This window comes from Micromonospora sp. NPDC048843, from assembly GCF_040649965.1.
Taxonomy (GTDB): Bacteria; Actinomycetota; Actinomycetes; order Mycobacteriales; family Micromonosporaceae; genus Micromonospora; species Micromonospora hortensis.
In genome coordinates, this window is record NZ_JBEZGJ010000028.1 from 19,048 (window position 1) to 42,089 (window position 23,042).

Sequence of the window (23,042 nt, forward strand, 5' to 3'; positions counted from 1 at the left end):
CGCCACTCGACGACGGCTGTCCACAGGTTTGTCCACAGGGATTGAGCATGGCCGGCGCGCCCGGGATGGTGGTCGGATGGCGTCGACGCTTGGTTCTCCCCAACCTCCTGGTCCCCTCGTCGGACGATTTCCCATCGCGGGTCTGGTGCGCCGGGCACGTCGCATCGTCCGGCTGAGCCAGCAGCAGATGGCCCGCTTCGCCAAGGTCGCGCCCTCGACGATAGGTCGGGTCGAAGCGGGGAACCTTGTGCCGAGCCTGGCCGTGCTGGAGCGCCTTCTCGGCGCGGCCGGGCTCTTCCTGGTCGTGGTGGACCAGGAGGGCCGGGTCGTCCTGCCGATGGCCGACCGCGACGACGTCCAGGACGGGGCGAGTCGCCGTTATCCGTCCCACCTCGACACGATCCTCGACCCGGAGCTGGGGGAGTGGTGGGGGGACATCTACGGGCTGGCCCGCCCTCCGGAGACCTACCACCGCAGTTCGGCAGATCGCGAGGCGCGACGCCGACGCAGCCAGTGGGAGGTACGGGTGGCGCAGCATCGCAGCGCGCCACCCCCACCACCGGTCCACGATTACTACTGAGCCCGTGATCAGGGCAGCTGCCCCGGGCGGTCGACGATCGCCACCTGGGTGACGGCGGTGCTCGTGTAGGGCGACTCCTTGCCATTCCGCACGATAAGACGGCGGGTGCCGAGGTAGGTGTGGGTCTCCCGGTCGAAGATCAGGTCGATGTGGGCACCGAACACGCCCGGCGTCCGCAGTGCCACCCCCCGCCGGCCGGCCGCGTCCCGAATTTCGTCGGGCAACACTGTGGCCCCGGGCACCTGGGCCATGGCCTGGAACAGCGCGCCGAGCGACTGTGGCGGCACGTACCCCTCGAGCATCCACATTCCGTCGCCGAAGATCGTCGTAGGGTCGTTCCGGATGGCCTCCAGGTCCGCGCCGGCGGGCAGATCCAGTGGGATCGGGTGATCCCGCAGGTACTGCGCCATCTTCTCCGGCTCGGTGGGCAGTCCCTGGAAGTAGCCGGGCGGCGGCGCCAGGTGCGAGACGTTGTCTGTCCGCCACTCGTCGGGGCGGCTCTCCAGCCTCCGCCGCTGCTGCCAGGTGGGGTCGTCGCCGATCGGCACCCAGCGCTGGAGCCGCTCCTCGGTGTACGGGCCGGCATCCGGCCGATCCCGCCAGGTGAGTCGCAGTTCGATGAAGAGGAACTGGCCGGGACGCGCCACCAGATCTGGCTGCTGCCGGGCCGAATCCGCGGCCTCGGTCAGGATCTCGGCCGCGCTCGCCGTGGGTGGAGCGTCGTCCACCGTCTGCACCACCAATCCGCCGATGGTCAGCAGGGCGACCAGCCCACCGACCCCGGCCAGGCGCCAGCCCGGCGTACGCCACCGCGGGCCCCCGCGGGCTGCACGACCGGGAGGCGCGGTCGGCGCCGGGGCGGAGGTCTGGTTCGTGACGTGGTCCCGCAACTCGCCGAGGAGTCGTTCCTCGAAGTTGCCCAGTGGGGTGTGGGTCATGGTGATCATCCCTCCGATCAGACGAGTGCGGATTCGGACTGTGCGAGCGCGAGGCGTACCGCCCGGCGGGCCCTGTGCACACGGACCCGGGCGGCGACCGGGGAGATGCCGAGCGCGTCGGCGGCGTCCGCCACGGAGAGGCCGTCGACGGCGACGAGTTCCAGCAGGGCGCGAGTGCGCTCCGGTAGGCCGCGCAGCGCCTGGTAGGTGCGGCGGGCCAGCGCCTCGGCGTCGATGCGTTCCTCGATCCGGGCGATGTCGTCGGCGTCGAGCAGCCGTCGTCCCGCTATGCGACCGCTGGCCCGCAGGAGTCGGGTCGCCCGCCGATGTTCGGCAGCTATGACGTTGCGAGCCACCCCGAAGAGCCAGCCCAACTCGCTGCCCCGTTCCGGCCGGTAACTCGTCGCGCTGTCGATCACCGCGAGGAACACCTCGGCCGTGAGGTCGGCGGCAGTGTGGGGGTCGTCAACGCGACGGGCGACGAACCGGCTGATCGTCTCGACGTGCCGCCGGTAGAACCGCTCGAACGCTTCGGGGTCCGCGCCGATGGCTGCTAGGCCGTCCCCGCCTGGGCTCGGGATAGTCACAGGCCGTCCTCTCGTTGGCCGTCCTTACACCCCTTCATTGGCTCGGCGGCGGCAGCGTGTTACGTCCTCTGCAAGATCATGCTGAAACAAGGATGTAGTGGCCCCCTGGTCCACGAAGGCCACTACATCCTGGGTCGAGCGTGGTTGAGACGAATCTCAGTCGTCGTTGGTGATCGTTCCGGTCGCCAGTGGATCGGCCAGCCGCAGGCCGGGCACACCGGCCACCAGCAGCGTCAACTTCTCGTCCGCCTCCCGCTTGCGGTCACCGCGCACCGACACCGGGAACGTCACCGACGTCTGCCCGGCGGCCAAGACCTTGCAGCCGGCGTACGGGTCGAAGTCCGACCTCGCCTGCGCCGTGAGGCCGACGGTGGCGGCGCAGAGAAGCACCGACTGGGACAGCGGCCGAGACACGGTGGCGGTGAAGGTCAGCTGCCGGGTGCCCTGGTTGCCCTCGGCCACCGCCGTGTCGGCGACTGTCAACGACGCCCGGGACCGGAACCGCGCCACCTGCGGGTCGTGGTCACTGGAACCCCGCGACCCGTCACCGGCGAACTCCGCCGGCCAGTCGGCGTTGATGTGCGCCGCCCGCACCTGCACCAGGTCGCCGTAGAACGCGTCGTTGACGAACAGGTGGTCGAGAGTCTGCGCCTGCCCCTCGAAGCTGTACGAGTAGGCCGAGGCCGGCACGTCAGCGACGAGGTTGTCCCACAGGTTGTGCAGGCCCGCCTCGTAGAGCGGGGCGAGTTGGTCCGACGGCGTGGGCTGGTCACCGGTGGCGATCGGATCGTCCGGGCGGGGGAAGACGTTCAGGTCCCCGCCGTAGACCACTCGGGCTGTCTGGTCGGCCGCCTCGATCGCTGTGACGATTGCCGCGCCGTAACGCGCCTGCTCCCGCCGCTGCCCGACCCGGCTGTCCGGGCCCGAGGAGTAGTGGTTGCTGAGGGCGTACAGGGTGAACCGCTCGGTCGAGCCGGGCGCGGCGGCCACGCTGAACTTGCCCAACTGCGGGGCACGGGTGAAGACGTTGCTGCCGTCCCGACCGGTCGAGGTGTCCACATCCGCCGGCAACACAGCGTTGAGGGCCTTCGGGTTCTGCACGTCGGCGTTCGCCGGCAGCCCCGCAGCCCGGTACTGGACTGTCGGTGCCGACCCCAACAGCGGGTCCGCAGCCGTCGCGGCCGCCAGCGACACCCGGTCCGTGCGGTACAGGAAGGCCGCGGTGATACCGCGGGCGTCCGCGCCGGTCCGGTCGTAGGCGGCGGCGTACGCGGGCCCACCGGCCGCCGCGACAGTGAGCGCCAACTCCTGGATGCTGTCCGGAGCGCCATCGGCGTTGTTCGTGTCGCCGCAGCTCAGCGCCGCCCCGGAGATCGTGCAGATGTCCTGGTCCTCGGCCTCCTGCACAAGGATCAGGTCCGGTGCGTGCAGGTCCTTGACGATCTGGTCGGCGAGCGCGGCCAGTTGCTCGCGGTACTCCGCCTCACTGCCCGGGACGTAGTCGAACGGCGGGGTGACCCCCACGCAGCCGGCGTTACCGGCGAAGTCGCAGCCGTCGAACGGGTCGTCGCGGTAGTCGTACAGGTTCTCCACGTTGTAGGTGGCCACTGCCACCTCCTGCGACCGGTCGGCAGGCTTGGGCGGGTTGTTCTTCGACGGGTCGGCCCCGGCGGCGAACTCCGCCCGCTCGACCTGGACGCCGTACTTCTCGAACGAGTAGTAGACCCCGCCCACCGCGTCCGCCCGCAGCGTGTCGAAGGTGTGCGCCGGCGGGAGCAGCGCGGCGCTGTCCCCGGCGGTGGCCTTCACGCCCATGCTGCCGAGCAGCGTCCGCTGACCGTTGCCGTCGTCGAAGCGGCGGGTCGGGTCGTTGTCCAGCGGGTGCGAATCACGGAAGACCCGCCGGGAGTACGCGTCGGCGCGGTCCAGCAGCGGGTCGTCGCCGTCGACCACCCACAGCTCCGCGTCGGCGGTGGAGGAGAAGACGTCCCGGCCGCTCACCGCGCCGCTGCCCGCGCGTACCCGCATCCGGGACCCCTCGTGCCGCTCCCAGAAGCGCTGCGCGTCGGTCAGCACGGCCGGTGGCACCGCGTCGGCCACCGCGACCGCGGTGTCCACTACCAGCCCACCGCCGATCCGGCGGACCAGCGACGCGCCGGAGAGCTGGGTGAAGTTGTAGTACTCCGACACCCGGGCCCGCAGCACCACCTCGTCGCCGACAGTCGGCACGTAACCGCCGATCAGCGAGGTGAACGTGCCCATGAACACGAAGATGCCGTCGGAGCTGGTCGGGTCGCCGTCGGTGTCACCAACGCGGCTCTGCAGGAAGAAGCCGTGCTGCTCCGCCCCGGCCGAGGTGCGGGCCAGGGTCAACTGGGTGATCACGCCGCGCACGTCGTACAGGGTGCTGCTCGTGCCGTTGCCGCTCGCCGGTGCGAGCGGTGACCTGTCGCCCGGACCGGACTCGGCGTCGGTGGTCGGACCCTGCACCTCGCCGACGGTCAGCTCACGGGTCACCTGCACGGCCAGCGCGCAGCTCGCGGTGCCACCGCCCGCGTCGGTGGTGGTGAGGGTGACCGTGTACGCCCCGGCGGCGAGGTCGGAGCTCACGCCGACAGTGGCGCGGGCGGTGCCGCCCACCCCGTCGGCGGGGGTGAACGCGGTGCGCGTGATCGAGCCGGACGTCGGGCTCGGGCTGATCGCGGTCACCGCCAGGTCGACGATCGTGTCGTCGGGATCGGCGGCGGTCACCTCGCGGCTCGTGCCCGTTCCGGCGGAGGTGACCAGCGGCCCGCCACAGGTCAGCGTGGCCGGTGCGTCGACCGGGCCACCGCCGTCCACGGTGTGCGCGCCCAGCCCGTCGAACGTGTCGACGGGGAAACCGGCCCACTGCGCGGCGGGGTCGAACGCGTCCGACGGGTCGGTGTCACCGGCGGCCACGCTCGCCAGGCGGCGCACCGTGTTGTCCGCCGTGCTGGTGACGCCGGATCCCCACTCGGTGCCCGGGTCGACGCCCACCTGGCCGATCGAGTCGAGCACAGTGGTGCCCCGACGCAGCACTATCGCGTCGTCACCGTTGAAGAGGCTCGCCCCGGTGGTCTGGTCGGCCTGGGCGAGGATGGCGGCCCCGGCCGAGGCGCTGGCGAACACGAACGCGTCGCCGGCCGCCACGCTGCCGGCCAGGGCGATGGTGGTGGCCGTGGTGGCGCCGTTGAAGTAGAGCTGCAACTGGTAGCCACCGGCCGCCAGGTCGACGGCGGCGCCCGTGCCGTTGAACAGCTCGATCGCCTTGTTGTTCGACGTTCCCTCGACGTACTCCGAGATGAACAGGTCGGTGGGCGCGGCGCTGGCCGCGGTGGGTGCGACGCCGAGCGCCGTGACTGTCACGGCGGCGGTGGCGGTCGCGAGCGCGGCGATTGAGCGGCGCGGGCGCATAGGGCCTCCACGATGGGTGGATGGGGTCAACGCACGTTAAGGTGCGCGACTGTCCACCGTCCATCCCCTAATGGACAGTTTCGTGAATTCCTCAGCGCGGCGGATCGAGGCGGTGCACCAGCTCAGCGACGTCGACGCTGTATTCGCACCAGTCCCGGTCGGGGCGGTAGCCCAGCTCCGCGTTGACCTTCAACATCGCCTCGTTGGCCTGCGCGTTCCAGGTCTGCACCTCGATCAGCTCCGGCTCGGCGGAGCGTAACTCCAGCAGCATCCGGGCCTTGATCGCCCGATCGATGCCGTAGCCCCGGTGATCCTGCGCGACGATCGTGTCGTACTGGTCGGCGCGGGTCGGGTGCTGCGCCGGCACCACCACCTCGGTCAGACCGGCCACCTCGCCGCTCTGCTCGTGGCGGGCGAGCACGATGTAGGGCTTCATGCCCCGCCGGTGCAGCGTGTCGAGGCTGTCCCGCAGCCGCTCCGGGTCGTAGGAGCTGGGTCGCAGCTCGCCGTCGTCGACGTCGCGCACCTCGGCCTTCGCCCGCGCGTACGCCTCGATCAGGTCGTCCGGCGGCCCGCCCGGGAAGAACTCCAGCTGGTAGCCCGCCCCGATGCCGGTGGCCATCTCGGCCAGCTCGGCCCAGTCCACCGCAGTCAGGTCGAGCACGCTGCGCGTCTCCACGTACTCCCGGTTGAAGCCGAGCGACTCGTAGAACCCGACAGCCGGCGTGTCGCCGACGACCTCGACCCCGATCGACCGGAAGCCCTCCTGGTAGACCCGACGCGCGGCACGCAGCACCAGGTCACGGCCGAGGCCGGTGCGCCGGGCGGACGGGTGCACCAGCACCTCGAGCACGCCGATGTCACCCAGAAGGAGTACGTGCACCTGGCCGAGCACCGCGCCCGTGTCGCCCGGGGCGGTCGGCTCGGCCTGGGCGATCCAGGAGATCCGCCGCTCGCCGGGCATCACCTCGGCGAGGTACTCCCGCAGCGAAGCCTCCCGCCAGGGCGGATCCTGCGGCAGATCGGCCGCCAGGACCGCGTTCAGCGTGGCCAACAGCGACGCGATCTCGGCGGACGACGCGGTCCTGGGGTCCCACTCGCGCACCATCACCCGTCTAGCTTGCCGCTAACAGAGGCCCGGGGGAAGTGTCCAGTTCTCCAACGTATCGAGACGATCACTTCACGACCGACTGGCCCGTCCGTACCGGTTCGCGGTGTCGTAGACGTCCTGGGCGTACCGCCGTACGTCGTTGTAGGAGAGGATCGCGTTCCACCAGTCGCCCGCAATGCTCAGGTTGCGACCCCCCTTGCAGAGGTAGTTTCCCGCTGCCAGGGCCGCGTCGTCCAGGTCGTGCGGGTCCTTGCGGCCGTCGTTGTCCGCGTCCGCGCCGATCTCCTGCCAGGTGGTCGGGATGAACTGCATCGGCCCGATGGCGCGGTCGAGGGCGGCGTCTCCGTCGAGTGCCCCACGGTCGGTGTCGATGATCCGCATCCGGCCCTCCTTCCCGTCCAGCGGCAGCCCGAAGATATTGGGCACCGCTTTGCCGTCCTGCCCCAACCGCGCCCCGTTGGTCGAGCCGTGATCCGATTCGACCTTTCCGATCGCGGCCAGCGTGGTCCAGCTCAGCGCACAGCTGCGGTTGGTCTGGGAGAGCACCAGCTCGGCGTAGCCGTACGCCTGCATGGCGACCGCCGGGACATCGACCTTGGCGCCGACCTGCTGCGCCCAACCGGCCAGGGCGTCCGACGGTCGGCCACCGATCACCGACCCGGTCGGCAGCCCGTTGCCGGGCAACCCGCCGGAGGGCAGCGGGAGGGTCGGCAGCGGGCCGGTGGGCAGTGGGCTGGTCGGCAGGCCGGACGGCATCCCCGGTGCTGCGACACCGCTCGGCGCGGCCGAGGCGTCGACAGCCACTGGGCGCGGTGAGCGGATCGCGGCCGGTACGAGTAGCGCTCCCGCCGCGGCGGTCGCGGCCACCAGCGCCAGCAGGAAGACGCCGGGCAGGGTCAACCGACCACTCGGCCGGCGCGCCCAGGCGCGGGTCGCCCGAGCCGCGGCGGCCGCTGCCCGGCGCGGGGGCAGCCGTACCGCGTGCGCGAACTGCACCCGCCGTCGGCGGGCCGGGTCGGACGCCGACACGACCGGGATCTCATCCACAGTGGTCTTCGCCGGATCCGCGGTACCGGTCTTCGCGTCGTCGGCGGGCGTGTCGGCGCTCGACGCGCCGTCCGCCTTGGGGTCCCCGGCTTTCGCGGCGTCGGCTTTCGCGTCCTCGGCCTTGGGGGTGTCGGCTTTCTGGTCCTCGGGTTTCGCAGCGTCGGCCTTGAGGTCCTCGGCCTTACCGGTCTCGGCCTTACCGGTCTCGGCCTTGGCTGCCGCGGCCGGGAGGGCGGCTGCTGGGCTTGCGGTCGGGACGGGTTCGGCTGGGATTTTCGTGCCGGTGGTGCGCGCGTCCGGTTCGGACCCGGCGGAGTCGGGCGCGGCGGGCTTGGCCGCTGGCGGAGCCGGCGTGCTGGCCGCTGGCGTGCTGGCCGGTGGCGTGCTCGGCGCAGCCGCGGAACGCCCGCTCAGCCAGGGGCGGCGGGGGCGGGGCACCTTGCGCACCGGGTCGGGCGCGGCCCCTGAGCCTTCGAGCGGCCCGTCCAGCGGCGCGGCCGGTCGTAACGGTTGCACACGCGTGTCGTCCTCGCCGTCCACCACCTGTCGAGTATCACCCATGCTCCGCGAACCGTCAGATCCACGTACCCTGGGTGGCATGCCCCGGTACGAGTTCCGCTGCCGCGCCTGCGGCGACACCTTCGAGGTCAACCGTTCGATGGCGGCGGCCGGTGAGCCGGCCAGCTGCCCCCAGGGACACGCCGACACGGTCAAGCTTCTTTCCGCGGTCGCTGTCACCGGCCGCAGCGGTGGTGCCGGTGGCGCCCCGGCACCCGCCGCTGGTGGCTGCTGCGGCGGCGCCTGCGGCTGCTGATCGGGCCAATTCGCCGCCGCCTGGTGGGCCGGCCTTGCCGGGAGCGGGTCCGAGTGGCACGTTGAGGCGGCACTTGCCCGGCCGTTCTCACGATGTGTGATCGTTCGGACTCAGGCAGCATGAACCCGACGTCACGGGCGGAGGTTCCTCGCATGTCGCCACGGATCCAGCTCCCGAGCGGTTGGGTGACCTTCGTATTCACCGATATTGAGGGCTCGACCCGACTGGCTCAACTGCTCGGCCCCGACTACCGTCCGGTGCTCGCCGAGCATCGACGGCTGCTGCGCCGTACGCTGGCCAGCACGGGCGGCGCGGAGCTGCTGACCGAGGGCGACTCGTTCTTCCTGGCCTTCGAGGAAGCGACAGCGGCGATGACCGCGTGCCTGACCGCCCAGCGGGCGCTGTCCAGCCACGACTGGCCCACCCCAGAGGCCACACCCCGGGTGCGGATGGGTCTGCACACCGGCTATGCCGAGCCACGCGACGGCGAGTACGCCAGCCCCGAGGTGCACCGGGCCGCCCGGGTGGCGGCCGCCGCGCACGGCGGACAGGTGCTCTGTACGGCGTCCACAGCACGTCGGGCCGAGCCGATGCCGCCGGGGGCGACCCTGCTCGACCTGGGCCTGCACCGCCTGCGCGGCTTCGACGACCGGGAACGGCTGTTCCAACTGGTCGCGCCGGGTCTGGAGCGACAGTTCCCCCGGCCCCGTACCGCCGACGCGGTGGCGCACAACCTGCCCACCCAGGTGACCTCGTTCGTCGGCCGGCAGGCCGAGCGCATCGAGCTGGGCCTGCTGGTGCGTCAGCACCGCTTGGTCACAGTGCTGGGCGCCGGCGGCGCGGGCAAGACCCGGCTCGCCGTGGAGTTGGCCAGCGGAGTTGTCGAGGCGCACCCGGACGGGGTCTGGTTCGTCGACATCGCCTCGGTGACCGACCCGGGGCTGGTGGCGTTCGCCATCGCCGCAGTGCTCGGCCTGCGTCCCGAGCCCGGTCGACCGATGCTGGACACCCTCGTCGAGTACGCGGCCGGCCGTCGGATGCTTGTCGTACTGGACACCTGCGACACTCAACCGGCCGCCTGCGCCGAGGTGATAGCGCGGCTGCTGTCCGGCGGGAGCGGCGTACGGGTGCTGGCGACCAGTCGTGAGTCGTTCAGCCTGCCCGGCGAGGTGGTGTGGCGGATTCCGCCGCTCTCGGTCGACCCGCGCGCGGACGGTGCGGAGAGCGATGCGGTGGCGCTGCTGCTGGACCGTACGGCGGCGGCGCGCGGTGGTCGGCAGCCCGACCCGGCCGAGTCCGCCGACCTGCGTCGGGTCGTGCAGCGGTTGGATGGTCTGCCGCTCGCCATCGAGTTGGCCGCCGCCCGGCTGCGGGTGCTCTCCGTCGGTCAGCTCGCCGAGCGGCTGGACGACGTCCTCGGCACCCTGGACGCCGGCCGGGAGGACCCGGATCCGCCGCCGGTGGAGCGCGGCTGGTCCGGCAACCAGCAGGACACCGTGGACCTGGTCGCCGCGGCGGCCGGAGCGTCACCTCCCACCCCGGCGAGTCGGGCGGTGCAGCGCTCGGCCACCGAACGGCATCTGACCATGCAGGCCACAGTCACCTGGTCCTACCGAACGCTGGGGCCCCGGGCGGCCCGCCTGCTGCGGTGGCTGGCGGTCTTCGCCGGCCCGGTGGATCTGGCGACGGTGGAATGGCTGCTGGGCGACGATCCGCTGGACCCGCTCTCGGTCCTGGTGGACAAGTCGATGGTGTTGGCCGAGCCGCGTGCCGCCGGCAGCACCTACCGGATGCTCGACCCCATCCGGGCGTACGCGGCGCGACGTTTGGCCGAGGCGGGCGAGGAGCAGGCCGCTCGGGACCGGCACGTGGCCTGGTCGGCGCACGCGTTGGACCGGGCCCACCTGGGCCAGGACGGCAGGCCGGTGACGCTGTCGCTGTATGCCCTCGATCCACTGGCCGGTGAGCTGCGCGCCGCGCTGCGGTGGTGCGCCACCGGAGGCAACGCCCGTGCCGGCCTCGGTCTGGCGGGTGGGCTGGACCAGTGGTGGCTGGAGCGGGGCCTGGCCCGCGAGGGGCGGCTGTGGCTGTTCCGGCTGTACGGACGGATCGCGGAGACGGGGGAGCGGATCCCGGAGGCGGAGCTGGCGGCGGCGTACCACATGCATTCGCTGCATGCCAGCGCCGACGGCGAGTTCGCCGAGGAGCTGCGCTACTCCCAGCGGGCTGAGGCAGCGGCCCGGCAGGCCGGCGACGCCGGCTTGCTGGCCCGGGTGCTCGCCGGCAGGGCCGCGCCGCTTGTCGACATGGGGCAGTTCGTCGAGGCCGAGCGGGTGTGTCGGGAGGTCATCGACTGGGCGCACGGGCAGGACGTGGTCGGCGAGGCGCTGTTCGCGGTCTTCAGCCTGGCCGAGTTGCTCTGGCGGCGGGGCGCCCTGGAGGAGGCTGCGGAGCTGCTGGGCGCGGTACGTCCGGTGGAGGCGGCCCGGCCCGTGGAGCGGGGCCGACGTTCGGTGGACATGCTGCTCGGCATGGTCGCGCTGGCCCGCGGCGACGTGATCGCCGCACATGAGCATCTGTTGGTGGCGCTGCGCTCCCGGATGGGCCACGGCTACCACGGCCGGGCGTGCGACACCTTGAACGCGGTAGCGGTGCGCTGCGCGATCGGCGGGGAGCGGCTGACCGCCGCCCGCCTGTTCGGGGCAGCGCAGGCAACCCGCGCGAGCATGCGTGCCACCCCCGGCATCTTCGGCGGTTACTGGGCCGAGCAGCAGGGGGAGTTGCGCGCGGTGCTGGGCGACGCGGCCTTCGACGACGCGTACGGCGAGGGTGCGGAGTTGGGGCTGGACGAGGCCGCGGCGCTGGCACTCGACGTGGAACACCCGGACCTGGCAGCGGACTCGACCCGCTTCAGCACCGGCCTGTCCCAACCAACCCCCCGCCTTCCCGCCGACCCCGACCGCCACCCAGCCACCAGAACCGAACGCGCCTAACCCCATCTCCGCCCCCCCACCCTGCCCTCCCACCCCCACCCTTGTTGATCAAGAGGTTTGCGTCAGGAAACGCGCTTCCGGTGACCGAAACCTCTTGATCAACGCGGGTGGTGGGGGTGGGGGTGGGGGTGGGTGGGGGTGGGTGGGGGTGGGGTTAGTGGGTTGCGGCGTTGGCTTCGGCCTGGGCCTTCATTCGGGCGGCGCGGTCGATGTCGGCCTGCTGGACGGCCGCTACCGAACCGAAGATGCTGACCGCCTGGTAGTAGGTCCAGGCCAGGCTGTAGCAGGCCGGCCGGACGACGGAGTTGTACGTGGTGCAGACGCGCTTCAGGTCCTCGTAGAAGGCGCTGTCGAGGCGGGACTTGTTGGCGGAGAACTGGCCGACCGCCTTGTAGTTGCGGTAGCCGAAGTCGTGCCGGTAGCAGCCCAGGTTGAAGGTGAAGCCGAGCGGGTTGTCCGGGCTGGACGAGCAGTAGTCGGTGGACCAGTTGAAGTTGTACTCGGCCCAGGGTGCCCGGTTGACCCGGGCGCTGTTCCACGAGTTGTAGCTGGACGCGCTGGTCTGGGTCCAGCTGGACAGCACGGAGAGCCGTTGGGCGGGGGTCACGGCGGCGGCGGGTGAGGCGATGGCGAGGGTGGCGAGCAGCGCTAACGCGCCCGAGGCGAGCAGGGTGGCGAGACGTCGGGGCACGGTTTACCTCCGCGGGGGTGAGCGGGTGGGACGGAAGTTACCGGCGGGTTACCGGATGTCGATGAGTGTCGATCAGCTGATCAACTAGGCGGTATGCACATCGCCAACTATTGGTGACATACGTTGAAACAGACGAATGCCCCGGACGCGCGAGGCGTCCGGGGCATTCAGAGGGGCGATCAGCGCCTGACGAATGCCGGCGGGCTGGCGGGGCTCTCGTTCGCCGACCGGTCCACGGCTGTCAGCTGGTAGGTGTAGCGCCGACCGGGCTCGGCCGAGGTGTCCACCCAGGACTGGGCGTTGCCGGGCGTGGCGCGGACGGTGTCGACCAGGTGCGCGGCGTCGGCAGTGGCACACCGGCCGGGCAGCGTGGTGCCGTCGAACCGGTAGATCGCGTACGAGGTGGCGGTGCCGAGCGGGCCGACGCCGTCGGCGGGTTGCCGCCAGGTCAGCCGGACCCCGTCTGCCTGCCGGGTCGCCTTGCTGATCACTGGGAAGAGCAGCGGCCGGGCCGGCAGGTGGGGCATGGTCGGCACCAGCGCCGGCCGGGAGTAGTGCTCGCCCGCGTAGATGTCGGTGGCGCCGAGCCGGTTGGCCCGCACCTGCACCGCTGAGAAGTGCACGTTGCCCTGCACCTCCGGGTACGACCGGTTGAGCGTCAGGTGGTCGGACAGCTCACGCGGGTTCTGCCAGTACGGCCCGTACGCCGGGTCACCGCTCTTGTAGTCGGCCTGGCCGATGTAGAGCTGCACGCGGGTGCCGCGCACCGTCTCGGCCCACCACGGCACGAGGCGCGCGTAGTCGGCGGCCGGGTACTGGCCGATGTACCAGTAGAGCTGCGGCACCACGTAGTCGACCCACTCCTGCTTGATCCACTTGCGGGTGTCGGCGGAGATGATGTCGTACGACTGGCTGCCGGTGGTGTCCGAACCGAGCGGGTCGGCGGTCTTGTTGCGCCAGATGCCGAACGGGCTGACGCCGAACTTCACCCACGGCTTCGCCGCCTTGATCTTGCCGTTCATCTCCTGGATCAGCAGGTTGATGTTGTCCCGCCGCCAGTCGGCCCGGTCGGTGAAGCCCCGGTTGTGGGCCGCGAAGGTCGCGTCGTCAGGCACCTGGTACGTGCCGCTGGGGTAGGGGTAGAAGTAGTCGTCGAAGTGGACGCCGTCGATGTCGTACCGCTTGACGGCGTCCATCATGGCGGTCTGGACGAACTCGCGGACCTCGGGGATTCCGGGGTTGTAGTAGAGCCGACTGCCAGCCACGCCGGCCGGTGGGTAGGCGAAGGTCCAGTCGGGGTGCTGCTGGGCCGGGTGGCCGGGGGCGAGCTGGGTCAGGTCTGCGCCGGCGCCACCGGGGGCCGGCATGGAGACGCGGTACGGGTTGAACCAGGCGTGGAACTCCAGGTTCCGCTTGTGCGACTCGTCGACCAGGAAGGCCAGCGGGTCCCAGCCCGGGTCCTGGCCGCGTACCCCGGTCAGGTATTCCGACCAGGGCTCGTACGGCGAGGGCCAGAGCGCGTCGGCGGTGGGCCGGACCTGCACCACGACCGCGTTGTGGTGCAGTCGCCCGGCAAGGTCGAGCAGTTCGCGGTACTCGGCCTGCTGGGCCGCGACCCGGTCCGGGCTGGTCTGGGACGCCTTGCTGGGCCAGTCGATGTTGACCACCGAGGAGATCCACATGGCCCGGAACTGCCGTTTCGGAGTGGCCGGGTCGGTGGCGCAGGTGGCGGTGGTGGTGTCGGCCGCGCTGGGTACGGCGCTCGCGGGGGTGGTGGTGACGAACGTGCCGAGCAGGGCTGCGACCAGCCCGGCGACTCCGAGTCGGGTGGCTTTCATGCGGTGTGTCCCTTCGTTGGGGCTCCCGGATGGTTCGCGCGGTGTGCGGCAAGATTCGCCGTCGATGTCCGCGTTGCTGGTAGGAAATTTTCACAATCTGGCCATCGCCGCAAGAGTTCGTGGTTGACCAATCGCGCCGGTGGGTAGCAACGGCGATCACCGGCCGCCACGGAGGTGGTCGCACGGTGGGAGGGGTGACCGGGTGTCCGTGCTGCGCACAAAACCAATCAAGGACGTGATAGCCCAAGGTGAGGCGGACGGCAGCGACGGCCAGCTCGGGCTGAAGCGACGGCTCGGCGCTGTCGACCTCACCGGCTTCGGCATCGGCATCGTGATCGGCACCGGCATCTTCACCCTCACCGGGATCGAGGCTCGGGACAGCGCCGGGCCGGGCGTGGTGATCTCCTTCGCCATCGCCGGGGTGGTCGCCCTGCTCGCCGCCCTCTGCTACGCCGAGCTGGCCTCCAGCGTGCCGACCGCCGGCAGCGCCTACACCTACGCGTACGCCACGATGGGCGAGATCGTCGCCTGGATCATCGGCTGGGACCTGCTGCTGGAGTTCGCGCTCGGCGCCGCGGTGGTGGCCCGAGGCTGGTCCGGCTACCTCGCCGAACTGCTCGACCTGCCGACCCGGTGGTTCGGCGAGGAGGGCAGCACCGTCAACGTGGGCGCCATCGCCATCGTGCTGATCCTCGGCATCGTGGCGATCGTCGGCATCCGGGAATCCGCCCGGATCACCAACCTGCTGGTGCTGGTCAAGGTGGCCATCTGCGTCTTCGTGGTGGTGGCCGGGCTGTTCTTCGTCAAGGCCGCCAACCTCACCCCGTTCATCCCGCCGGCCGAGCCCGCCGGTAGCGGCGACGACGGCATCAAGCAGCCTGTCACGCAGGCGCTCTTCGGACTGGAGCCGTCGGTCTTCGGCTTCGTCGGGGTGCTCAGCGCCGCCGCGGTGGTCTTCTTCGCGTACACCGGCTTCGAGGCCGTTGCCAACCTGGGCGAGGAGACGAGGAAGCCCAAGCGGGACCTCACCCTGGGTCTGCTCGGCACCTTGCTGATCTCCACGGTGCTCTACATCGGCGTCTCGCTGGTGGTGGTCGGGATGGTGCCGTACACCGAGATCGACCGGGGCGCCCCGATCGCGTCGGCCTTCGAGTCGGTCGGCGCGGGCTGGGCCGCCGTGCTGGTCTCCATCGCCGCGGTCGCGGGCCTGACCAGCGTCATCCTGGTCGACCTGGTGGCGATGGGCCGGATCGGCTTCGCCATCGCCCGGGACGGTTTGATCCCGCCCTCGATCGCGAAGGTGCACCCGCGCTGGGGCACCCCGTACCGGATCTCGGCGATCATGACGGTGGCGGTCGCGCTGCTGGCCGGCTTCCTGCCGCTGTCCGCGCTGGCCGATCTGGTCAGCATCGGCGCGCTCTGCGCGTTCGTCCTCGTGTCGGTGGCGGTGCCGATCCTGCGCCGCAAGCGGCCCGACCTGGAGCGGCCGTTCCGGGTGCCGTTCTCACCGGTGCTGCCGATCGTCTCGGCGTTGGCCTGCTTCTACCTGATGCTCAACCTGTCGGTGGAGACCTGGCTGCGGTTCCTGGCCTGGATGCTGCTCGGCGCGGTGATCTACTTCGGCTACGGCCACCGCCGCAACCGGCTGGCCCAGCACGAGCCCGCCGTGCAGGAGGGTGGCTGACGGTATGGTGCGCCCGTCACCTCGGGGAGGTTGCGGCGTGCGACACAGACTCAAGGACGTGGCCGAACGGGCCGGCGTCTCCGTCAAGACCGTCTCCAACGTCGTGAACGGCCACGTGCACGTGCGACCGGACACCCGGGCCCGGGTCGAGGAGGCGATAGTCGAACTCAACTACCGACCCAACCTCTCCGCCCGTCACCTCCGCAAGGGACGCACCGGCGTGATCGCGCTGGCGGTTCCGGAACTGGACATCCCGTACTTCGCCGAACTGGCCCGTCACGTGGTCACCGCAGCCGCCGAGCATGGCTGGACGGTGCTGATCGACCAGACCGGCGGCCGGCGTGACCAGGAACGGGTGCTCGCCTCCGGTATCACTGACCACCTGATCGACGGGCTCATCCTCAGTCCGTCGGCGCTCACCGCTGCGGACCTGGCCGGTCTGGACGGCACCCCGATGGTTCTGCTGGGCGAGCGGATCGAACACTGCCCGGCAGATCGGGTGGTGATCGACAACGTGGCAGCGGCCCGGGAGATCACCGGCCACCTGATCCAGCTGGGTCGCCGCCGGATCGCTGCCGTCGGCGCGCAGCGCACCGACGAGGGCGCCAGCGCCCGGCTGCGCCTGGCCGGCTATCGCGACGCGCTGCGCGCCGCCGGCCTCGATTACGACCAGGCCCTGGTGGCGTCCGCGCCGGCCTGGCACCGCGCCGACGGCGCGGCCGCGATGCGGGGCCTGCTCACCTCCGGGGTACGCCCCGACGCCGTCTTCTGCTTCAACGACACGCTGGCCCTCGGTGCCCTGCGCGCGCTGCACGAGGCCGGCCTGCGGGTGCCCGAGGACGTGGCGGTAGTCGGCTTCGACGACATCGAGGACGGCAGGTTCGCCACCCCGACCCTGAGCACCGTCGCCCCGGACAAGGAGCAGATCGCCCGCCTGGCCGTCCAACTCCTCGCCAACCGCCTTGACGGTGACCCCACAGTCCCCGCCCGGGAACTCCGCGCCCCCTACCGCCTGGAACTGCGCGAGTCCACAGGGACCCGCTAGTCGAAGAAGCGGGCCAGGTGGGACGGCGGTGCCGGGTCGGCGTCCGGGGGGAGGGGCGTCAGGTCGGCGAAGATCGAGGCGCCGTCGCAGCCCGCGTGCAACGGGTACCAGCGCGGCGTGCCCGGTGGCCGGAGCTGGCAGATCCCCTTGAACGTCTGCACGTCCATCAGCCGGACGTGGGTAGGGTCGGCCACCGCGTTCACATGCCCCCACCAGGGGCTCATCACGTGCAGCACCCCACCGGGGCGGAGCACCCGATGACACTCGTCGACCAGCGGCAGGAAGTCGATCAGGTGCTCCAGGATGTGCACCGCGAAGAGGACGTCCACCGAGTTGTCGGCGAGCGGTAGCGAGCCGGACAGGTCCGCCACGGCATCCACGCCGGGCGCCGGATAGATGTCCAGCCCCAGGTTGCTCGACCACTGCTTGGTCGGCCCACAACCGAGGTCCACCACCACCGGTGCCCGCCCGCCGATGCCGACCCGGCACCAGATGCCGTAGACACCCGCCAGCCGCCCCACCAGGTCCCGCGCCAGCCGTAACTGGCCGGGCTCGGCCACCTCTCCGCTCAGATGGGCCACCCCCCGGTCGAACCGCACCTCGACCGCCAGGTCCCGCAACCGATCATCGTGGCGGACCTGGTCCGCCCACGCCTGGGCGAGGAAATCGTCTATCGCCCGCAGCCGGTCGGCCGAGGGCGGAGTCTGTGCCAAAGCGACCATTCGGGCCACCTCCCGCCGCGCGATACCCGCAATCGCGCCCGGTATGCCCCGCTCGTCCACCTCGTTGCCGACTCGGGCGTGGCCCAGCGATGGGGGTGTCGCAGGATTCGGGGCAGGACCGCAGTCATCCTGATGCCACACAGGCATCACGATGACTCTGTGGCATCACGCTCAACGCACACATCGGCTCCGCCCGCGCACGGGCGAGCCGCGAACGACCGACTCGGCTCATGCCACAGCAGTCGGCCCGGCGCGGTCGGGTCAGCCGGAGAGGGTGCGGCGGCCCCCGCGCATCCGCTGGCGAGGCGGCGGGTCGGCGGGCTTCGGCCGCTTGAGGTGGTAGCGGTGCAGTTCGTGGTTGCCGGGCAGGGACGGGTCCTCGCTCATCGCGACCAACTCCCAGCCCTGGTCGCCGGCCCGGTTCAGGTGGGCCAGCGAAGTGTCGCCGTACGGCGTCACGTCGACCATCGAGCCGTCCGGCCCGTACCAGACGAAGACGACCTCCCAGCCGAGGTCGTTTGTCGCAGCCTGGCGGCGGCGGACCAGCAGGGCGTACTCCCACTTGAGCATGGCGTCATTCTCACCCCGCGCCGGCCCGCGGGCACGGATCAATCCTCGGCGATCCGCCCGGCGTCGACCCGCAGTCGCCTGTTGGTCTCGATGGCGGCCAGCATCCGCCGGTCGTGGGTGACCAGCAGCAGCGTTCCGGGGTAGCTGGCCAGCGCCGATTCGAGCTGCTCGATGGCGGGCAGGTCCAGGTGGTTGGTGGGCTCGTCCAACACCAGCAGGTTGACCCCACGGCCCTGGAGCAGGGCCAGCGCGGCCCGGGTCCGCTCACCGGGGGAGAGGGTGGCCGCCGGTCGGGGCACGTGCGCAGCCCGCAGGCCGAACTTGGCCAGCAGGGTCCGCGCGTCCGCCGGCGACAGGTGGGGTACGGCCGCCTCGAACGCGTCGATCAGCGGCACGTCGCCGAGGAACAGCCCGCGGGCCTGGTCCACCTCGCCGACCACCACGCCGGGCCCGAGCGAGGCGGTGCCGGCGTCCAGCGGCAGTCGGCCCAGCAGCGCGGCCAACAGGGTGGACTTGCCCGAGCCGTTCGCCCCGGTCACAGCGACCCGGTCCGCCCAGTCGATCTGGAGGTCGACCGGGCCGAGGGTGAAGCCGCCACGGCGTACCACGGCTCCGCGCAGCGTGGCCACGACGGCGCCGGCGCGGGGTGCGGCGGCGATCTCCATCCGCAGCTCCCACTCCTTGCGGGGCTCCTCGACGACGTCGAGCCGTTCGATCAGCCGTTCGGTCTGCTTGGCCTTGGCGGCCTGCTTCTCGCTCGACTCGCTGCGGAACTTGCGACCGATCTTGTCGTTGTCGGTGGCCTTGCGGCGGGCGTTCCGTACGCCCTTCTCCATCCACCCACGCTGGGTGCGGGCCCGAGCCTCCAGCCCGGCCTTGGTGTCGGCGTACTCCTCGAAGTCCGCACGGGCGTGCCGGCGGGCCACCTCGCGCTCCTCCAGGTAGGCCGCGTAGCCGCCGCCGTAGTGGTGCACCTGCTGCTGCGCCAGGTCCAGCTCCACGACCCGGGTCACAGTGCGGGTGAGGAACTCCCGGTCGTGGCTGACCAGCACCGTGCCGGCCCGCAGGCCGGTGACGAACTCCTCCAGCCGCTCCAACCCCGCCAAGTCCAGGTCGTTCGTCGGCTCGTCGAGCAGGAACACGTCGTACCGGCTGAGCAGCAGCGACGCGAGCCCGGCCCGAGCCGCCTGACCGCCGGAGAGCCCGGTCGTCGGGTGATCCAGGTCGACAGCGAGCCCCAGGTCGGCGCTCACCTGCTCGGCGCGTTCGTCCAGGTCGGCGCCGCCGAGGGAGAGCCAGCGCTCCAGCGCGTCGCCGTACGCGTCGTCGGCACCCGCCGCCCCGGCGGTCAGCGCCTCGGTCGCCGCGTCCAACGCCGCCTGCGCGGCGGTCACCCCGGTCCGGCGTGCGAGGAAGTCCCGTACCGTCTCGCCCGGCCGCCGTTCCGGCTCCTGCGGCAGGTGTCCGACGCTCGCGGTGGGCGGGCTGAGCCGCACGCTGCCGGCCTCGACCGGCAACAACCCGGCGAGGGTACGCAGCAGCGTCGACTTGCCGGCCCCGTTCGGCCCGACCAGCCCGACCACGTCGCCGGGGGCGACCACCAGGTCCAATCCGGCGAAGAGCGGGCGGTCGCCGTGCCCGGCGGCCAGGTCCTTGACGATCATCGTGGCGCTCATCAGGACGGCAGCCTATCCGGCCGCCCGCATACGACCGGCCGGCAGCGGGCAGACTCAACGACGTGGTGACCACACTGGCGATCGACTGTGGCGGCGGGGGCATCAAGGCGTCCGTGCTCGACGAGGCGGGAACGATGCGGGCCCGGCCGCTGCGGGTGCCTACCCCGTACCCGTTGCCGCCCGCGCTGTTCGTCCAGACCCTGCTGGATCTCGGCGGGCGCCTGCCAACGGCGGACCGGATCACTGTCGGCGTACCCGGGATGATCCGGCACGGAGTGGTGGTGAGCACGCCGCACTACGTGACCCGCAACGGCCCCCGCAGCCGGGTCGACCCGGACCTGCAAGCCGAGTGGTCCGGCTGGGACGCGCGCGGCGCGCTGGCCGACGCGTTCGGGGTGCCGGCGCTGGTGCTCAACGACGCCGAGGTGCACGGCGCCGGAGTGGTCGCCGGCACCGGCTGCGAGCTGGTGCTGACCCTGGGGACGGGGCTGGGCAGCGCGCTCTTCGACGGCGGTGTGCTCGCACCGCACCTGGAGTTGTCGCACGCGCCGGTGCGCTGGGGCACCACCTACGACACGTACGTCGGTGAGCCGGAACGACGGCGGCTCGGCGACGCGTTCTGGTCCCGCCGGATCCGCCAGGTGGTGGACGGGCTGCGCCCGGTGTTCCGCTGGGATCGGCTCTACCTGGGTGGGGGCAACTCCCGACTGATCCGGCCCGAGCAACTGGCCCGGATGGGCGACGACGTGGTGGTGGTGCCCAACACCGCCGGAATCGTCGGCGGTGTCCGCGCCTGGGAACTTTCCGCCGGACGCCGGGACGCCCGCACCTGACCCTTCGGTGCCCGTCGGCCGGCCGGAACTGACCCGATCTCGACCCCGGGAACAGTCGCCAAACTCTCGGTGTTGTGCCAGCGTCGGAACAGGTGACGGTGCGACCCGAGGAGGTGGCAGATGGATCTTCTGGCGGACTACCGGCGGGCGACCATGTTCTTCGAAACCGGTGACCCCAGCGGGGCAGCTCGACTGCTGGAGCCGATCATCGACGCCGAACCCGGCAACGCGGCGGTCCGGCAACTGCTGGCCCGGGCGTACTTCCAGTCGGCCCAGCTCAACCGGGCCGAGGAGCATCTGCGCGAGCTTGTCGAACGGGACCCGAGCGACCACTACGCGCACCACGTGCTCGGCCGGACGCTGGAGCGGCTCAACCGACACACCGACGCGCTGCGGCACCTGCGGATCGCCGCCGCGATGTACGCGGCCAACGACGACTACCGGACCGCGCTGGAGCGGGTGGAGACCCGTGTGGGCGGCAGGCGCTGACGGTGCGCAGTTCCATGACAGGGGCGGTCCTTCGGGGCCGCCCCTTCCGTCGCCCGATTGGCGGGCCGGCGGCCGCGCCTAGGATGGCGGACATGGGACCTGACCGGCCGGGGGCTGCGGCATGAAGCTCAAGCTGGACCTGCACGAGATCTTCAACAAGGGCCAGGACATCGACCGGGCGTTGCGCGGGATCATGGACGAGGCGGTGGCGAAGAAGGCCACCCTCGTCGAGATCATCCCCGGCAAGGGGTCCGGCCAGCTCAAGAAGCGGGTGCTGCGGTTCCTCGACCAGAAGGACGTCAAGCAGCTCTACCACCGGGTCGAGAAGGACTCGAAGAACTTCGGCCGCCTCTTCGTGCACTTCCGCTGGAAGTAGAAGCGTCACGGCACTTGACCTCCGGCTCGGACCAGGTCAGCCCTGTAGCGCTGTGCCCAGAAGAGGGCGTGCCCGCTCAATCTGCACCTCACTGATGTCAACGCCTGTGACGCGGTGTCCAGCATTGGCGAGGGAGCGGGCGACCGGCACCCCCACAGCCGCATCCGAGGTCGAGGATTGCTGCTGAGGCAGGTAGGCGCTGGTGTAAGCCGGCGAGCCAGGGAGCGTACTGGCCGTCGTCAGCGTCGTCCGATCGATAGTGGTACGAGAGTGCGTCGTACCCGCGTCGGACCATGTCACGCTCGTCGCTCCTGCTCATTCCGGGAACGCTACGAGGCTCGGTGCCGCTTGCCGACTCATTGATCGCGGTGCGGCTTCGTCCTGCCAGCGGTAGAGGTCGCGCAGCAGGGAAATCTCGGCGCCGTGATGGATCAGTTCCCTGTTGACGTGCAGGACGATGCCTTCCATGGGAAACCGCTCGGGACCCACGGTGGGCGGATTCTCCAGGTCGGCGTCGGAGAGTTCACGGACCCCCGCGTTCCACCTCCCGTACGTCTCATCGAGCTGTCTCAGCGCCTCGTCAGCGGTCCCCGCGTAGGCGAACGTCTGAGAGTCGACGTCCTGGCCGCCGAAGTGCCATCCGACCCGATAGCCCAAGCAGGAGACGATGATGTGCGCCAGCCGCCAGGCAATCGTGGTCACCGGCGCCGGCACCGGGTCAGGGGACGCGAAGTCCATCGTCCATTTCCCGGAACCCGCCGACATCGGTGCGGCCGACGTGCCACGTGGGCGGATGCTCCAACAGCCACGCACCGGCTCCCAGAAGTACTCCTCATCGGCAAGACCGTGCAGCCGCGGCCGCAGGTTCTTGTGCCAGTGCCGGTCCAACTGGTCCGCGATTCGCTCGCTCCTTGTCATTTCCGCACGGTACCTACAGCGGCGACCTGGCAGCGCCCCTCGCGGACGCCGTCGCCGGCCGTGGGCCGCGAGTGCCTACCGTGCCGCCTCGGCCGCTGATTCTGTGTGTGAGCACGGCCGAACAGCCACATCAGGGCGCAGCGTCGAGCTGGGCGTCGACGGTGATCGTTGACCCGTAGGGTGTCCTGATGTCGACGGTGAACCTGCGGCGATCGGCGCGTGCGGTCGTCGTCGATGAGGACGACCGTGTTCTGCTGCTACGACTCGCCATTCCCGATCCCGCAGGCACGATCGTCGTGTGGATCACTCCCGGGGGTGGCGTCGAAGACGGCGAGACGCCACTGGCCGCCCTGCGGCGAGAGCTGCGCGAAGAGGTCGGCCTTGCTCTCGATGCCGACCCGCCTCAGGTCTGGCGCCAGGAGATAGTCGCCGCTGGGTTCGCACCCGGTCACGATGGCATCGTGAACGACTACTTCCTCGTTCGGACCGCCTCGTTCACGCCGCGCGGTTCGATGAGCGATGAGGAACTCGCCGCCGAGCACGTCATCGGCTGGCGTTGGTGGTCGCTGTCGGAGATCAGCGAACACCGCGGTCCGGAACTGTTCTCGCCCCGAGACCTCGCCACGCCGTTGGCCGCATTGATCGCTGACGGAGCACCAACCCAACCCGTCCCGCTTGGCCTGTAGGCAGAGCGA

20 protein-coding genes are annotated in these 23,042 nt (G+C 71.1%); 9 read left to right on the forward strand and 11 right to left on the reverse strand.

The features are described from left to right. Positions 1-145 precede the first annotated feature (145 nt). Positions 146-580 carry a helix-turn-helix transcriptional regulator gene (locus AB0C20_RS09855; RefSeq protein ID WP_357567725.1) on the forward strand — a complete coding sequence of 145 codons (435 nt, stop codon included), beginning with the start codon at positions 146-148 and terminating at the stop codon, positions 578-580. An 8-nt stretch (positions 581-588) separates the two neighbouring features. On the opposite strand, the gene AB0C20_RS09860 is transcribed toward AB0C20_RS09855, so the two are convergent. From AB0C20_RS09860 to AB0C20_RS09880, 5 genes are all read right to left on the reverse strand, one after another. Then, entirely contained in the window at positions 589-1,518 is a 930-nt protein-coding gene (locus AB0C20_RS09860) for a CU044_5270 family protein (protein WP_357567726.1), read from the reverse strand. Positions 1,519-1,535: 17 nt separating this feature from the next. Next, a complete protein-coding gene (locus tag AB0C20_RS09865; protein ID WP_220090045.1) occupies positions 1,536-2,105 on the reverse strand; it encodes a sigma-70 family RNA polymerase sigma factor in 570 nt (189 codons plus the stop codon). 156 nt (positions 2,106-2,261) lie between these two features. Next, the gene (locus AB0C20_RS09870; RefSeq protein WP_357567727.1) at positions 2,262-5,540 is read right to left on the reverse strand and encodes a lamin tail domain-containing protein; all 3,279 of its coding nucleotides are present in this window, start codon (positions 5,538-5,540) and stop codon (positions 2,262-2,264) included. A gap of 91 nt (positions 5,541-5,631) precedes the next feature. After that, positions 5,632-6,648: a GNAT family N-acetyltransferase gene (locus AB0C20_RS09875; RefSeq protein ID WP_357190297.1), complete on the reverse strand. Its 1,017-nt coding sequence runs from the start codon at positions 6,646-6,648 to the stop codon at positions 5,632-5,634. A gap of 72 nt (positions 6,649-6,720) precedes the next feature. After that, positions 6,721-8,259, reverse strand: a complete 1,539-nt coding sequence (locus AB0C20_RS09880; RefSeq protein WP_357567728.1) for a lytic transglycosylase domain-containing protein — start codon at positions 8,257-8,259, stop codon at positions 6,721-6,723. 37 nt (positions 8,260-8,296) lie between these two features. Here AB0C20_RS09880 and AB0C20_RS09885 point away from each other — a divergent pair, with 37 nt between their 5' ends. Beyond that, positions 8,297-8,512, forward strand: a complete 216-nt coding sequence (locus tag AB0C20_RS09885; RefSeq protein ID WP_238666924.1) for a zinc ribbon domain-containing protein — start codon at positions 8,297-8,299, stop codon at positions 8,510-8,512. A 152-nt stretch (positions 8,513-8,664) separates the two neighbouring features. Next, positions 8,665-11,505, forward strand: coding sequence for an NB-ARC domain-containing protein (locus tag AB0C20_RS09890; RefSeq protein ID WP_357190244.1), 2,841 nt, complete (start codon positions 8,665-8,667; stop codon positions 11,503-11,505). 154 nt (positions 11,506-11,659) lie between these two features. On the opposite strand, the gene AB0C20_RS09895 is transcribed toward AB0C20_RS09890, so the two are convergent. Together AB0C20_RS09895 and AB0C20_RS09900 are read right to left on the reverse strand one after the other, a co-directional pair. Continuing rightward, a complete protein-coding gene (locus AB0C20_RS09895; RefSeq protein ID WP_357190242.1) occupies positions 11,660-12,196 on the reverse strand; it encodes a phospholipase in 537 nt (178 codons plus the stop codon). A 179-nt stretch (positions 12,197-12,375) separates the two neighbouring features. Then, positions 12,376-14,034: a family 10 glycosylhydrolase gene (locus tag AB0C20_RS09900; RefSeq protein WP_357567729.1), complete on the reverse strand. Its 1,659-nt coding sequence runs from the start codon at positions 14,032-14,034 to the stop codon at positions 12,376-12,378. A 202-nt stretch (positions 14,035-14,236) separates the two neighbouring features. Here AB0C20_RS09900 and AB0C20_RS09905 point away from each other — a divergent pair, with 202 nt between their 5' ends. Beyond that, positions 14,237-15,718, forward strand: coding sequence for an amino acid permease (locus tag AB0C20_RS09905; protein ID WP_357190238.1), 1,482 nt, complete (start codon positions 14,237-14,239; stop codon positions 15,716-15,718). A gap of 37 nt (positions 15,719-15,755) precedes the next feature. Further along, positions 15,756-16,763, forward strand: coding sequence for a LacI family DNA-binding transcriptional regulator (locus tag AB0C20_RS09910; protein ID WP_357190236.1), 1,008 nt, complete (start codon positions 15,756-15,758; stop codon positions 16,761-16,763). Here the strand turns inward: AB0C20_RS09910 and AB0C20_RS09915 are convergent. The 3 genes from AB0C20_RS09915 to AB0C20_RS09925 all read right to left on the reverse strand — a co-directional run bounded on the left by AB0C20_RS09915 (position 16,760) and on the right by AB0C20_RS09925 (position 19,731). Then, a complete protein-coding gene (locus AB0C20_RS09915; RefSeq protein WP_357567730.1) occupies positions 16,760-17,485 on the reverse strand; it encodes a methyltransferase domain-containing protein in 726 nt (241 codons plus the stop codon). The genes AB0C20_RS09910 and AB0C20_RS09915 overlap by 4 nt on opposite strands. Positions 17,486-17,746: 261 nt before the next feature. After that, positions 17,747-18,055, reverse strand: coding sequence for a hypothetical protein (locus AB0C20_RS09920; RefSeq protein ID WP_124822832.1), 309 nt, complete (start codon positions 18,053-18,055; stop codon positions 17,747-17,749). 38 nt (positions 18,056-18,093) lie between these two features. Further along, positions 18,094-19,731 (reverse strand): ABC-F family ATP-binding cassette domain-containing protein, encoded by a 1,638-nt coding sequence (locus tag AB0C20_RS09925; protein ID WP_357190232.1) that lies wholly within the window; start codon positions 19,729-19,731, stop codon positions 18,094-18,096. Between the two features lie 62 nt (positions 19,732-19,793). Here AB0C20_RS09925 and AB0C20_RS09930 point away from each other — a divergent pair, with 62 nt between their 5' ends. From AB0C20_RS09930 to AB0C20_RS09940, 3 genes are all read left to right on the forward strand, one after another. Beyond that, a complete protein-coding gene (locus AB0C20_RS09930) occupies positions 19,794-20,564 on the forward strand; it encodes an ROK family protein (protein WP_357567731.1) in 771 nt (256 codons plus the stop codon). 120 nt (positions 20,565-20,684) lie between these two features. Next, complete coding sequence (locus AB0C20_RS09935; protein WP_355005736.1) at positions 20,685-21,053, forward strand: tetratricopeptide repeat protein; 369 nt, start codon at positions 20,685-20,687, stop codon at positions 21,051-21,053. Between the two features lie 121 nt (positions 21,054-21,174). Further along, positions 21,175-21,429, forward strand: a complete 255-nt coding sequence (locus AB0C20_RS09940) for a Smr/MutS family protein (RefSeq protein WP_007465523.1) — start codon at positions 21,175-21,177, stop codon at positions 21,427-21,429. Positions 21,430-21,744: 315 nt separating this feature from the next. Here AB0C20_RS09940 and AB0C20_RS09945 read toward each other — a convergent pair whose 3' ends face one another. Beyond that, complete coding sequence (locus AB0C20_RS09945; RefSeq protein ID WP_357567732.1) at positions 21,745-22,347, reverse strand: DinB family protein; 603 nt, start codon at positions 22,345-22,347, stop codon at positions 21,745-21,747. A gap of 188 nt (positions 22,348-22,535) precedes the next feature. Between AB0C20_RS09945 and AB0C20_RS09950 the strand changes: the two genes are divergently transcribed. Beyond that, positions 22,536-23,033, forward strand: a complete 498-nt coding sequence (locus AB0C20_RS09950) for an NUDIX domain-containing protein (protein WP_357190227.1) — start codon at positions 22,536-22,538, stop codon at positions 23,031-23,033. The last annotated feature ends 9 nt before the right edge of the window (positions 23,034-23,042 follow it).